At 61.3% G+C, this 13,266-nt stretch carries 11 protein-coding genes and 1 tRNA gene; 6 read left to right on the top strand and 6 right to left on the bottom strand.

The genetic code is table 11. The features are described 5' to 3' along the window. Positions 1–122 precede the first annotated feature (122 nt). Complete coding sequence (locus J5M57_RS02705; protein WP_207848795.1) at positions 123–1,691, top strand: sensor domain-containing diguanylate cyclase; 1,569 nt, start codon at positions 123–125, stop codon at positions 1,689–1,691. A gap of 69 nt (positions 1,692–1,760) precedes the next feature. On the opposite strand, the gene J5M57_RS02700 is transcribed toward J5M57_RS02705, so the two are convergent. Further along, a complete protein-coding gene (locus J5M57_RS02700; protein ID WP_169843640.1) occupies positions 1,761–2,066 on the bottom strand; it encodes a hypothetical protein in 306 nt (101 codons plus the stop codon). Between the two features lie 160 nt (positions 2,067–2,226). Between J5M57_RS02700 and xth the strand changes: the two genes are divergently transcribed. The 3 genes from xth to J5M57_RS02685 all read left to right on the top strand — a co-directional run bounded on the left by xth (position 2,227) and on the right by J5M57_RS02685 (position 5,722). Continuing rightward, positions 2,227–3,021 (top strand): exodeoxyribonuclease III, encoded by a 795-nt coding sequence (xth, locus tag J5M57_RS02695; protein ID WP_064588373.1) that lies wholly within the window; start codon positions 2,227–2,229, stop codon positions 3,019–3,021. 100 nt (positions 3,022–3,121) lie between these two features. Further along, positions 3,122–3,949, top strand: a complete 828-nt coding sequence (locus J5M57_RS02690) for an arylamine N-acetyltransferase (protein WP_207848796.1) — start codon at positions 3,122–3,124, stop codon at positions 3,947–3,949. Between the two features lie 249 nt (positions 3,950–4,198). Next, positions 4,199–5,722 carry a nucleobase:cation symporter-2 family protein gene (locus J5M57_RS02685; RefSeq protein ID WP_207848797.1) on the top strand — a complete coding sequence of 508 codons (1,524 nt, stop codon included), beginning with the start codon at positions 4,199–4,201 and terminating at the stop codon, positions 5,720–5,722. Between the two features lie 225 nt (positions 5,723–5,947). On the opposite strand, the gene J5M57_RS02680 is transcribed toward J5M57_RS02685, so the two are convergent. After that, positions 5,948–6,023 (bottom strand) — tRNA-Asn (locus J5M57_RS02680). Between the two features lie 228 nt (positions 6,024–6,251). Between J5M57_RS02680 and J5M57_RS02675 the strand changes: the two genes are divergently transcribed. Beyond that, positions 6,252–6,482, top strand: coding sequence for a hypothetical protein (locus J5M57_RS02675; RefSeq protein WP_007943502.1), 231 nt, complete (start codon positions 6,252–6,254; stop codon positions 6,480–6,482). On the opposite strand, the gene J5M57_RS02670 is transcribed toward J5M57_RS02675, so the two are convergent. Both J5M57_RS02670 and J5M57_RS02665 read right to left on the bottom strand, forming a co-directional pair. Continuing rightward, positions 6,479–6,679, bottom strand: a complete 201-nt coding sequence (locus J5M57_RS02670; protein WP_064588370.1) for a hypothetical protein — start codon at positions 6,677–6,679, stop codon at positions 6,479–6,481. The two genes, J5M57_RS02675 and J5M57_RS02670, sit on opposite strands and share 4 nt — an antisense overlap. 226 nt (positions 6,680–6,905) lie before the next feature. Further along, complete coding sequence (locus J5M57_RS02665; protein ID WP_169843649.1) at positions 6,906–8,102, bottom strand: amino acid aminotransferase; 1,197 nt, start codon at positions 8,100–8,102, stop codon at positions 6,906–6,908. Between the two features lie 336 nt (positions 8,103–8,438). Here J5M57_RS02665 and uvrB point away from each other — a divergent pair, with 336 nt between their 5' ends. Continuing rightward, positions 8,439–10,454, top strand: coding sequence for an excinuclease ABC subunit UvrB (uvrB, locus tag J5M57_RS02660; protein WP_007969222.1), 2,016 nt, complete (start codon positions 8,439–8,441; stop codon positions 10,452–10,454). 109 nt (positions 10,455–10,563) lie between these two features. Here the strand turns inward: uvrB and J5M57_RS02655 are convergent, their stop codons facing one another. Further along, positions 10,564–12,114 carry an MDR family MFS transporter gene (locus J5M57_RS02655; RefSeq protein ID WP_207848798.1) on the bottom strand — a complete coding sequence of 517 codons (1,551 nt, stop codon included), beginning with the start codon at positions 12,112–12,114 and terminating at the stop codon, positions 10,564–10,566. Continuing rightward, positions 12,104–13,153 (bottom strand): HlyD family secretion protein, encoded by a 1,050-nt coding sequence (locus tag J5M57_RS02650; RefSeq protein ID WP_207848799.1) that lies wholly within the window; start codon positions 13,151–13,153, stop codon positions 12,104–12,106. The genes J5M57_RS02655 and J5M57_RS02650 overlap by 11 nt, the downstream gene beginning before the upstream one ends. Positions 13,154–13,266 lie beyond the last annotated feature (113 nt).

Raw genomic sequence — 13,266 nt, 5'->3', positions numbered from 1 at the left:
ATACAGCGGGGCGGGTGTGTGTTGGCGTTGCGGGTTTGCCGTGCGTACCCCGGTGGGCTACGCTCACGAAAAGTAAGGGTTTCGGGCTGCGGCCCCTTGTCGTACCTGCCCAGGACACGTTTTTGCCAATCCCCATTCACGACCCGCATCAGACCCCCGGCACGCTCAAACGCCTGCCGCTGCGCAAAGCGGCAGCGTTGTTCATCGTTGCGGTGTGCCTCTGCCTGTCTGGCCTGCTCTATTTGCAACTGGAGCAGACGCGACGTCAGGACCTGGCGAACGCGCAGATCGCTTCCACCAACCTGACCCGGGCCATGGCGCAGCAGGCCGAAGACACGTTTCTGGCCGCCGACCTGGTGCTCACCAGCCTCGCCGACTGGGTCGAGGACGACGGATACGGCGCCGCGCAACGGCCGCGCCTGCAACAAACCTTCGCGCGCCGGGTGCAGCAACTGGAGCAGTTGCACGGCATGTTCCTGTTCGACCGCGAAGGGCAGTGGGTGATTACTTCGTTCCCGGACCTGCCCCATGGCAACGGAGTGGCCGACCGCGAGTACTTCCAGTTTCACCAGCAGAATGTTTCCAGCGTGGCGCACATCGGCCGGGCGATTCGCAGCCGCGAAAATGGCGAATGGATCATTCCGATCTCGAAACGCATCAACGACCGCGCCGGCAATTTTCAGGGCGTGTTGATGGCCGGGATCAAGATGGCGTACTTCGACCGCTTCTTCAAAAGCTTCAGCCTTGATGACAACGGCATCATGTTTCTCGGGCTCAAGGACGGCACCGTGCTGGCGCGGCGGCCGTTCGACGAAAGCCTGATCGGTTCGTCGCTGGCGCGGGGCAAGATTTATCAGAAGCTGCTGCCCGAAGCGCCGGCCGGTACCGCGATGATCAAGTCGGTGGTCGACGGCGTGGTGCGCTTGTACGGCTACCGGCAGTTGGGGACGTATCCGCTGGTGGTCGCGGCGGGGTCATCGCGCGACGCGATTCTCAAGGGTTGGTATGAGCGCGCCTTTCAGTCCAGCGTGATCGTTGCACTGGTGATTCTTGGCGTCGGTTTGTTCGGCTGGGTGTTCATTCATCAAGTGCGCGACGGCGAGCGCATCGAGAAGAACCTGCGCAAGGCGCAACGGGCGCTGGAGCAGACCGCCACCCACGACAGCCTGACGGGGCTGGCGAACCGGCGACTGTTCGAGCGTTCGCTGGAGATCGAATTTGCCCGGGGCGCACGGCAGTCGAGTCCGGTCGGGCTGATCATGCTCGATATCGATTTCTTCAAACGCTACAACGATGCCTACGGCCACGTGGCGGGAGACCATTGCCTGACGCAGGTGGCCCAGGTGTTGAAAAACTGCTGCCAGCGCAAGGCTGACCTGGCGGTGCGTTACGGCGGCGAGGAGTTCGCGGTGCTGCTGCCGGACACTGACATCAACGGCACGCTGGCGATTGCCGGGCAGATCCGGCGCAGTGTGATGGACAAGCGCATCACTCACAGCGGGTCGCCGACCGGGTATCTGACGGTGAGTCTGGGCTGCTATTCCTTTGTGCCCAGCGGCAACGACAGCCTGGAGGAATTTATCCAGCGTGCGGACGCGGCGCTGTATCAGGCGAAAAATGCCGGGCGCAATCGCGCGGCGGTGTTGTCGCTGGAGACGGAAGTTGCCGAGTTGATGCGTTACGATCGCTGAGCTTGCGCAACCAAGTGCGACGAGGGAGCAAGCCCTCGCCACTGATTACCAGCCATAACGGCGGTTTGTTCAGCTGCCCGAGCCACCGCCCGCGCCGCCAGTCCCGCCGCCCGCCGCGCCGGTGCCGCCACCGGCGCCCGAGCCCGAACCCATGGCGCCGCCGTTGGTGCCGGTGCCGTTGCCCGAACCGGGACTGCCCGCGCTGTTACTGCCAGCGGGCGCGCCAGGGGTGTTGTCTGGCGGCTTCGGCGTGCTCTTGTTGACGTCGGGATTGGTACCGGAGGTGCCGGAGGTGTCATTCGCCGCGAAGCTGGCAGCCGAGGCGGTGGCGAGCAGACCGGCGAGCAACAGAGAGGTGAGTGTGCGAGTAGTCATGGTACGTCTCCTGAAAGGTTCGGTTACCTGACTTTGGTCTGACGCCGGTCGCGGTTGGTGCCGATTGGCTGACGAGCGGTTGCCGCCGACCGATCCGATGCAACCACCGCCGCCGGCCCAGGGTCACAATTTTCACACCCTGTTCGCCGGAGCCTGGACGATGAAAAACCTGCGGATCGCCACCTTCAACGTCAACGGCCTGCGTGCGCGGCTGCCGAACCTGTTGGAATGGCTCAAGCGCGAGCAGCCGGACATCGCCTGCCTGCAGGAACTCAAGTCGGTGGACAGCGCGTTCCCTGCCGCCGAGCTGGAAGCGGCGGGGTACGGCGCGATCTGGCACGGACAGGCATCCTGGAATGGCGTGGCGATCCTCGCCCGCGATGCGCAGCCGCTGGAGAGTCGTCGCGGCCTGCCGGGCGACCCCGAGGACAAGCACAGCCGTTATCTGGAGGCGGCGGTGCACGGTGTGCTGGTGGGCTGCCTGTACCTGCCCAACGGCAATCCGCAACCGGGGCCGAAGTTCGACTACAAACTGGCCTGGTTCGAGCGCCTGATACGCTACGCCAAAGATCTGCAAAGCAGCGATCATCCAGTGGTGCTGGCCGGTGACTACAACGTGGTGCCCACCGACATGGACATCTACAACACCCGCTCGTGGCTCAAGGATGCGTTGCTGCAACCGCAAAGCCGCGAGTGTTATCAGCGGCTGCTGGATCAGGGCTGGACCGACTCGCTGCGACACCTGTATCCCGACGATCGCCTCTACACGTTCTGGGATTACTTCCGCCAGCATTGGCAAACCAACTCCGGCCTGCGCATCGATCATCTGCTGCTCAATCCGGCGCTCAGTCCGTATCTGCACGAGGCCGGGGTCGATGCCTGGGTGCGCAACGAGCCCCACGCCAGCGACCATGCGCCGACGTGGATTCGCATCGGTTCACGCAAGCGTCGGTAGCGTTGATTGGTGAAATCAATTGTCGGACCCGGGGGGCAATCCCGTATACATGTCGGCCATCGGCGCAGCGATCCGCGGCCACATGCAAAAGGACTGAGCAATGAGCGAGCCACGTCTGGCGAATCCGACGTTGTACCTGCAACGCCTGGGGTTCGACACCCCGCCGGCACCGACCCTGGACACCCTGCGGCAATTGCAGTGGCGTCATACCGGGGTCTTTCCCTTCGAGAATCTGTCGACAATCACTGGCGCGCCGGTACTGATCGATCTGGCATCGGTCGAGCAAAAAGTCCTGCACGGTGGCCGTGGCGGCTACTGCTACGAACTGAACAATCTGTTTCTGGCACTGTTGCAGGAATTGGGCTTTGAGGCGCGCGGCATCTCGGGGCGCGTGGTGCTGGCGCAGCCCGAGGGCACATGGACGGCGCGCACCCATCGCCTGAGCCTGGTGATCATCGATGGCGAGCGCTACATCACCGATGTCGGCTTCGGCGGCATGGTACCGACCGCGCCGCTGCTGCTCGATACCGAGGCGGAACAGGCGACGCCGCACGAACCTTATCGCATCGAAAAACAGGCCGATGGCTACATGCTGCGCGCCCAGGTCGCCGGCGAGTGGCGCGCGATGTATCTGTTTGACCTGCAACGCCAGGAGGACATCGATTACACCCTCGGCAACTGGTACGTCTCGACCCATCCCGAGTCACCGTTCGCCAAGCGCCTGATGGTCGCGCGTACCGGCGAGGGCTGGCGCCGCACCCTGAACAACGGCAGCTTCGCGATCCACCACATGGGCGCCGACAGCGAGCGGCGCGAGGTGGCGGATGTCGATGAACTGATTGAGGTGCTGGAGCAGGAATTTGGCCTGCGTCTGCCTGAGCGGCCGGGTGTGCGCGAGTCGCTGGGGCGGATGATTCTGCCGGTCTGAGGAGTCGACGCTTGCCCTTTTGCGCAGCGCTGTACCGCTGGTCGCTATCAACACTCCAGCCGAGTGCGATAAAAACCAAGGAGCGGAGGGGCCGTGTTGCCGGATTTGTGGGGCGATGGCGGTGGCGGGATAGAAGGTCGGGTGGCTACCTATCCATTATGTGACTGACAAGTTGTATACAACTCTATGGACATTTGTCCCGAGTATTGAATACAGTGTGCGCATAACAAAAACCAGGGAACCCCCCACATGAAAACGCCCCATGTTTCACACCAACGGCCCGAGGACGAAAATCTCGGGGTCGGCGCGAATATGGCTTACGGCCTGCAACATGTTCTGACCATGTATGGCGGTATCGTTGCGGTGCCACTGATCATCGGCCAGGCGGCCGGCCTGTCGCCGGCGGACATTGGTTTGTTGATTGCTGCTTCATTGTTTGCGGGGGGCCTGGCGACACTGCTGCAAACCCTGGGTCTGCCGTTTTTTGGCTGTCAGTTGCCGCTGGTGCAGGGCGTGTCGTTCTCCGGTGTGGCAACCATGGTCGCGATCGTCAGCAGTGGCGGGGAGGGCGGCTTCCAATCGGTGCTGGGCGCGGTGATTGCCGCGTCCCTGATCGGCCTGCTGATCACGCCGGTGTTCTCGCGCATCACCAAGTTTTTCCCGCCGCTGGTGACCGGCATCGTGATCACCACCATCGGCCTGACGCTGATGCCGGTGGCCGCACGCTGGGCCATGGGTGGCAACAGCCATGCGCCCGACTTCGGCAGCATGCAGAACATCGGTCTGGCGGCGGTGACGCTGGTGCTGGTGTTGCTGCTGAGCAAGGTCGGCAGTTCGACCATCTCGCGTCTGTCGATCCTGTTGGCCATGGTGATCGGCACGGTGCTGGCGGTGTTCCTCGGGATGGCGGATTTCTCCAGCGTCACCATCGGTCCGATGTTCGGCTTCCCGACACCGTTCCACTTCGGCATGCCGACCTTCCACTTCGCCGCGATCCTGTCGATGTGCATCGTGGTCATGGTGACGCTGGTGGAAACCTCGGCGGACATTCTGGCGGTCGGTGAAATCATCGGCACCAAGGTCGATTCCAAGCGCCTGGGCAATGGCCTGCGGGCGGACATGCTGTCGAGCATGTTTGCGCCGATCTTCGGTTCGTTCACCCAGAGCGCCTTTGCGCAGAACGTCGGGCTGGTGGCGGTCACCGGGATCAAGAGCCGTTATGTGGTGGCCACTGGCGGTGTGTTCCTGGTGATTCTCGGCCTGCTGCCGTTCATGGGCCGGGTGATTGCTGCGGTGCCGACGTCGGTGCTGGGTGGCGCCGGTATCGTGCTGTTCGGTACCGTGGCGGCGAGCGGTATCCGCACGCTGTCGAAGGTCGATTACCGCAACAACGTCAACCTGATCATCGTCGCGACTTCGATCGGCTTCGGCATGATCCCGATCGCCGCGCCGAACTTCTACGATCATTTCCCGAGCTGGTTTGCGACCATTTTCCACTCGGGCATCAGTTCGTCGGCGATCATGGCGATTGTGCTGAACCTGACCTTCAACCACTTCACCGCCGGCAACTCGGATCAGCAGTCGGTGTTTGCCGCGGCGGAAGAGCGGACCCTGCGCTATCGCGATTTGGCGGCGCTGCGTGAAGGCGATTACTTCAGCGACGGCAAGCTGCATGACTGCGATGGCAAGGAAGTACCGGTGATCGAGCCTGATGATCACGATCATGGGCACGGTGCGCCGAAAGCGCAGGTGAAAAGCAGCGAGCATGTCTGACGGCTGCGACTGAATAGAAAAAGGGCCGATCTGTTTTGTACAGATCGGCCCTTTTTCATTTCAAGATCAAAAGATCGCAGCCTTCGGCAGCTCCTACAGATTCAGCGTTCATCCTCAGAATCAGCGGAGTATGAGATCTGTGTAGGCCGAAGGCTGCGATCTTCTGATCTTTTCAAGCGCCCACAAAAAAGCCCCTGAATCTTTCGATTCAGGGGCTTTGCTATTTGGCTCCACAACCTGGACTCGAACCAGGGACCCAATGATTAACAGTCATTTGCTCTACCAACTGAGCTATTGCGGAATTGGTGCGTATGTTACTGATTCAAAAAGAGAAGTCAAGCACAGGATATGAAATTTCCTGTTTTGTCAGGACGGACGGTGATTTGTCAGTGATTAGCGATGACCAGGACCGCCTCACAGGTCTACCATGGTCGCCCGGAAGTGGTCACACGCGCTGCCGGCCATTCGCCGCAAAGGTACGCGTCATGAATCAAACCGTTCTCGTTTCCCGTCCAGGCGAGGTGCTTGCATGAGCATCGCGCAAATCAGCCTGCCCAAAGGCGTCGGCCCGCACGCCGAAAAACTCTTCGACGCGATCACCCAGGCCAGCACCGCTGAAGAATTGAACCGCGCTGGCGGCAAGGCCGAAGGTTTTGTGCTGGGGCTGGAAAGCACCAAGGCGATCAAAAGCCAGATCGCCGAATCGCTGTACGTCGCTTATGACGATGCCGCCAGTCAGCGGGCGACCGAGTTGGCCTAACCGCCGAAGGTAATCGTGCCGAGCATCAGCTTGGCGTAAGCCGCGGTGGCCGCCAGTTGCACCAGCCACAGGGCCAGGCCACCGAGGAACACGCCCGCTGCGACTTGCAGCACCAGGCTCTTGTCGCGTTTGGCCGGGGCGCGGGGGATGAAATCATCCAGATCGTCACGGTCGGCGCGCAGGTTGTCGTTTTTCATGTTGTCTCTCATCAGAAATCTCGGGTGTACACAAAATCTGTAGGAGTGAGCCTGCTCGCGATAGCGGTGCGTCAGGCAGTGCAGTGTCAACTGATCAGACGCTATCGCGAGCAGGCTCACTCCTACAGTTTCGATTTATGTGCAGTCTAGAGGTTATGGGCACGGTTAATCAGGCAAATAAAAACGGGAAGCCCGAAGGCTTCCCGTTTTTCATCACGCGGCGCAATCAGATGACCTGAACGATCGCATCCGTTACCGCTTTGATGTTGCTCTGGTTCAGCGCGGCCACGCAGATGCGGCCGGTGTCCAGGGCGTAGATGCCGAACTCGTTGCGCAGACGGTGCACCTGTTCAGTGGTCAGGCCGGAGTAGGAGAACATGCCGCGCTGACGGCCAACGAAGCTGAAGTCACGCTGCGGGGCTTTTTCGGCCAGCAGGGCAACCATTTGCTCACGCATGCCGCGAATGCGCAGACGCATTTCTGCCAGTTCGGCTTCCCACTGGGCGCGCAGTTCCGGGCTGTTCAACACCGCGGCGACGATGCTTGCACCGTGGGTCGGCGGGTTGGAGTAGTTGGTGCGGATCACTCGCTTGACCTGCGACAGCACGCGCGCGCTTTCTTCTTTCGACTCGCTGACGATCGACAGGGCGCCAACGCGCTCGCCGTACAGCGAGAACGACTTGGAGAACGAACTCGAGACGAAGAACGTCAGGCCCGACTCAGCGAACAAACGCACAGCCGCAGCGTCTTCGTCGATGCCGTCGCCGAAACCCTGGTAAGCCATGTCGAGGAACGGCACGTGACCTTTGGCCTTGACCACGTCCAGCACGTTGTTCCAGTCGGCCGGGGTCAGGTCGACGCCGGTCGGGTTGTGGCAGCAGGCGTGCAGCACAACGATCGAGCCATTCGGCAGGGCGTTGAGGTCTTCGAGCATGCCGGCACGGTTAACGTCGTGGGTGGCAGCGTCGTAGTAACGGTAGTTCTGTACCGGGAAGCCAGCGGTTTCGAACAGCGCGCGGTGGTTTTCCCAGCTCGGGTCGCTGATTGCCACGACGGCGTTCGGCAACAGTTGCTTGAGGAAATCGGCACCGATTTTCAGTGCGCCGGTCCCGCCGACAGCCTGAGTGGTGACGATGCGACCGGCAGCGATCAGCGGCGAGTCGTTACCGAACAGCAGCTTTTGCACCGCCTGGTCGTAGGCCGCGATGCCGTCGATCGGCAGGTAGCCACGGGAAGCGTGCTGAGCAGCGCGAATGGTTTCGGCTTCGATCACGGCGCGCAGCAGGGGAATTCGCCCCTCTTCGTTGCAGTAAACACCTACACCCAGGTTGACCTTGGTGGTCCGGGTATCGGCGTTGAATGCTTCGTTGAGGCCCAGGATTGGATCGCGGGGTGCCATTTCGACAGCGGAGAACAGGCTCATTATTACGGCGGCTCTGAATGGAGAGTGGAGGGACGTGTCGCGCTCCAGCCGAATGCACTAGAGCGGTGCACAAACGGGGAGCTAGTATAGAGGCCATCACTGAGCAATGGCGACAGGCGAATCGGCTTTTCGAGTAAGTTTTTCCGATTATTTCTTGACCGTTAGTCGATTGACTCTGTCAGAGACTTTACCGGATGTAGGACGTTTACCTTGAAAGCCGAGGCAATCGACTCCACATTGAGCACAATCCAGGTTTTTTCTTGCGCGACATCGGTCGTTTGCGGTCGTCCCCGTGGTGCTCCGTTTTGCTCGGAGCGCCGCGATCCAGAGGTGTATATGTCCGAATTCCAGCTCGTCACCCGCTTCGAACCCGCCGGCGATCAACCAGAAGCCATTCGCCAACTGGTAGAAGGCATCGAAGCCGGGCTGGCGCACCAGACGCTGCTTGGTGTGACCGGCTCGGGCAAGACCTTCAGCATCGCCAATGTCATCTCGCAGGTCCAGCGCCCGACGCTGGTGCTGGCGCCGAACAAGACCCTGGCCGCGCAGCTGTACGGCGAGTTCAAGGCGTTCTTCCCGAATAACGCGGTCGAATATTTCGTTTCCTACTACGACTACTACCAGCCGGAAGCCTATGTGCCGTCGTCCGACACCTTCATCGAGAAGGACGCGTCGATCAACGACCACATCGAGCAGATGCGCCTGTCCGCGACCAAAGCGTTGCTGGAGCGCAAGGACGCGATCATCGTCACCACGGTGTCGTGCATCTACGGTCTCGGTAGCCCGGAGACGTACCTGAAAATGGTGCTGCACGTCGATCGCGGCGACAAGCTCGATCAGCGCGCCTTGCTGCGGCGTCTGGCCGACCTGCAATACACCCGCAACGACATGGATTTTGCCCGTGCGACCTTCCGCGTGCGCGGTGACGTGATCGACATTTACCCGGCGGAATCCGATCTGGAAGCGATCCGCATCGAGCTGTTCGATGACGAGGTCGAGAGTATTTCCGCGTTCGATCCGCTGACCGGCGAAGTCATCCGCAAGATGCCGCGTTTCACCTTCTACCCAAAGAGTCACTACGTGACGCCGCGCGAGACCCTGCTCGACGCCATCGAACACATCAAAGTCGAATTGCAGGAACGCCTCGAATACCTGCGCAGCAACAACAAGCTGGTCGAGGCCCAGCGCCTCGAACAACGCACCCGCTTCGACCTGGAGATGATCCTCGAACTGGGTTACTGCAACGGCATCGAAAACTACTCGCGCTACCTGTCGGGACGCCCGGCCGGTGCTGCGCCGCCGACGCTTTATGACTACCTGCCGGCCGACGCCTTGCTGGTGATCGACGAATCCCACGTCAGCGTGCCGCAGGTTGGCGCGATGTATAAGGGCGACCGCTCGCGTAAAGAGACCCTGGTCGAATACGGCTTCCGCCTGCCGTCGGCGCTGGACAACCGGCCAATGCGTTTTGACGAGTGGGAAGGGGTCAGTCCCCAGACCATTTTCGTCTCGGCGACGCCGGGCAACTACGAGGCCGAGCATGCTGGCCGGGTGGTCGAGCAAGTGGTGCGTCCGACCGGCCTGGTGGACCCGCAAGTCGAAGTGCGTCCGGCGCTGACTCAGGTCGATGATCTGCTCTCGGAAATCACCAAGCGCGTGGCCGTCGAAGAGCGGGTGCTGGTCACCACGCTGACCAAGCGCATGGCTGAAGACTTGACCGATTACCTCGCCGACCACGGCGTGCGCGTGCGTTATCTGCATTCGGACATCGACACCGTCGAGCGCGTCGAGATCATCCGCGACCTGCGTCTCGGCACCTTCGATGTGCTGGTGGGGATCAACCTGCTGCGCGAAGGTCTGGACATGCCGGAAGTGTCGCTGGTGGCGATTCTCGACGCCGACAAGGAAGGCTTCCTGCGTTCCGAGCGCTCGCTGATCCAGACCATCGGCCGCGCCGCGCGTAACCTCAACGGCCGGGCGATTCTCTACGCCGATCGCATCACCGGCTCCATGGAGCGGGCGATTGGCGAGACCGAGCGTCGTCGTGACAAGCAGATCGCGTTCAACCTGGAAAACGGCATCACCCCCAAAGGTGTGTTCAAGGACGTTGCCGACATCATGGAAGGCGCCACCGTGCCCGGCTCGCGCAGCAAGAAGCGCAAGGGCATGGCCAAAGCCGCCGAAGAAAACGCCAAGTACGAAGCCGAACTGCGCTCGCCGAGCGAGATCACCAAGCGTATTCGGGCGCTGGAAGAGAAGATGTATCAGCTGGCGCGGGATCTGGAGTTTGAAGCGGCGGCGCAGATGCGCGATGAGATTGCCAAGCTGCGTGAGCGGCTTTTGGCGGTTTGATTTGCAGTGTTTGGTCGGGCCTCATCGCGAGCAGGCTCACTCCTACAAGGTTCTGTGGCGTTCACAAATCCTGTAGGAGTGAGCCTGCTCGCGATTGAGACGACGCGGTCTAATGGGCTTCCCCAGCCTTCAGCCCCTGCGGCAGTTTTTTGGTCAACAAAATCGCCAACATGCTGATCCCCAGCGCAATCCCGACAAAGTGAAATGCATCGTTGTAAGCCATGATCAGCGCCTGCTGATGGACAATCTCGCTCATTTTGCCCAGTGCCGCCGTGTCGCTGCCAAACCGGTCGGTCATTGACGCCATGCGTTCGGCCACCTGCGGATTGGTCGGCACCACCGCCTCGCGCAAATAATCGAAGTAGGTCTTGGTTCGCGCATCCAGCAGCGTCGCGAGCAGGGCGATGCCGATCGCGCCGCCGAGGTTGCGCAGGATGTTGAACAGACTCGACGCCGAGCCCGCGTCCTGCGGCAGGATGTACGCCGTGGCGATCAGCGAAATGGTCACCATGATCAGCGGCTGGCCCAGCGCACGGATGATCTGGATCTGGTTGAACTGCGGCCCGGCGAAATCCGGGTTGAGGACCCCTGAAGAAAAACTCGCCAACCCGAACAATCCGAAGCCCAGCGTGCACAGCCATTTCGGCGACACGAACTTCATCAGCTTCGGCACCAGCGGAATCAGGAACAGCTGCGGCACGCCCATCCACATGATCACTTCGCCGATCTGCAAGGCGTTGTAGTTCTGGATCTGCGCCAGGTACAGCGGTAGCAGATAGATCGACCCATATAGCCCGACGCCCATGCCCAGGCTGGAAATGCTCGACAAGCCGAAGTTGCGATTGCGCAGGATGCCGAGGTTGATCAGCGGATTGGGCTTGGAAATCTGCACGATCACGAAGGTAATCAGGCTCAGCAGGGCGATGCTGCCCAGGGTCACGATCAGATTCGATTCGAGCCAGTCCTTGCGGTGGCCTTCTTCGAGAAACACCTGCAAGCAACCGAGGCCAACGCCGAGGGTGAGAATGCCGGTGTAGTCGGTGCTTTTCAGCAGTTCCCAGTGCGCTTCTTTCTTCTCCAGCCCGTACATCAACCCGGCGATCATGATCAGCCCCGGCGGGATGTTGATGTAGAAGATGTATTCCCAGCCCCAGTTTTCCGTGAGCCAGCCGCCCAGCGTCGGGCCGATGGACGGGGCGAAGGTCGCGGTCATGGCGAACATCGCCATGCCTTTGGCGCGGTGGTGTTCGGGGAGTTTGATCAGGGTCAGGGTGAATGCCAGGGGGATCAGCGCGCCGCCGGTAAAGCCCTGCATGGCGCGAAACACGATCATGCTTTCGAGGCTCCAGGCCATCGAACACAGCAGCGAGGAAACCAGAAACCCCAGCGACACCCACACCGCCAGGCGCCGCGCCGAGAGCAACTGCACCAGCCACGCGGTCAGCGGGATCATGATGATTTCCGCCACCAGATAGGAGGTGGAAATCCACGAGCCTTCCTCCAGCGTCGCCGACAGCGCACCCTGAATATCTTTCAGCGAGGAGTTGGTGATCTGGATGTCGAGCACCGCCATAAAGGCGCCGAGCATCACGCTCATGACGGCGATCCAGTCCCGCCGGGTCGGTTCGCCGGCGGGGCGGATCAGTTGATCACCGGCCATTGTCTGGGGCGTCTTTGATGTTCACGGTGGCGGTGACGGACATGCCCGGGCGGATCTTGCCGTGCAGCGGGTTGTCGGCCTTGAACGTCAGTTTCACCGGGATCCGCTGCACGACTTTGGTGAAGTTGCCGGTGGCGTTGTCCGGTGGCAGCAGGCTGAACTGCGCGCCAGAGGCGGCGAACAGGCTGTCGACCCGCGCTTCGATCGGTGTGTCGCTGTAGGCGTCGAAGGTCAGCTCGGCTTTTTGTCCGGGGACCATGTGGCCGATTTGGGTTTCCTTGAAGTTGGCCTGCACCCAGATGTCTTCGTCCGGGACGATCGACAGCAGATACGCGCCAGCCTGCACCACCTGACCATTGCGCGCGGCGCGCTGGCCGACCAGACCGCTGATCGGTGCGCGGACTTCGCTGCGGCTCAGGTTGAGTTCGGCCTGGGCGAGGTCGGCGCGGGCGTTGGCGATCTGTGCGTCGAGGCGTTTGATCTCGGCGGTGAGCGCGTTGACCTGCTGGCGCTGGCTCTGCGCATCGGCCTGGGCCTTGGCCACTTGCGAGCGGGCGATGTGCGCGTCGGCGGAGAGGGTGGTCACGCGTTCTTCGGAGACGTAACCGGGTTTGCGCAGGGTTTCGGCGCGCGACAAATCCATCTGCGAGCGGCCTAGCGTCGCTTGGGTGGCCGCCACTTGCGCGTCGCTGGCAGCGATCAGGCTCGATTGCTGGGTCAATTTGCTCTGCGCCTGCAGGCGCTCGGCCTCGCGGGTGGCGAGGGTGGCGTTGGCGCGATCGACGGCCAGGCGGAAATCATTGTGCTCCAGGCGTACCAGCAACTGGCCTTTTTCCACGTGCTGATTGTCCTGTACCAACACTTCGTCGATGCGTGCGCTCAACTGGCTGGAGACGCGGGTGATCTCGCCCTGGACATAAGCGTTGTCGGTGCTTTCATAAAAGCGGCCCTTGAAAAACCAATGGGCGAAGAAACCCCCGGCAATCAACAGAACCAGGAGCAGGAAAATAAACAGGCGACGCTTGAGTTGGGCAGGCATGAGGCAAACTGTAGTCGAGGAATTGTAAGGAAAGTTATCTGCGGCTGAATCTGGCATACAGCCGATAAACGGTAAATGCCAATGGCTGATTTTCGGCCTTTCACCGCGGTCTA

It is taken from the genome of Pseudomonas sp. 86_A, assembly GCF_017491705.1.
In the GTDB taxonomy this organism is placed as follows: Bacteria; Pseudomonadota; Gammaproteobacteria; order Pseudomonadales; family Pseudomonadaceae; genus Aquipseudomonas; species Aquipseudomonas koreensis.
Note: the sequence above shows the minus strand (reverse complement) of the source record. Positions and strands in the feature narration are given on the sequence as shown.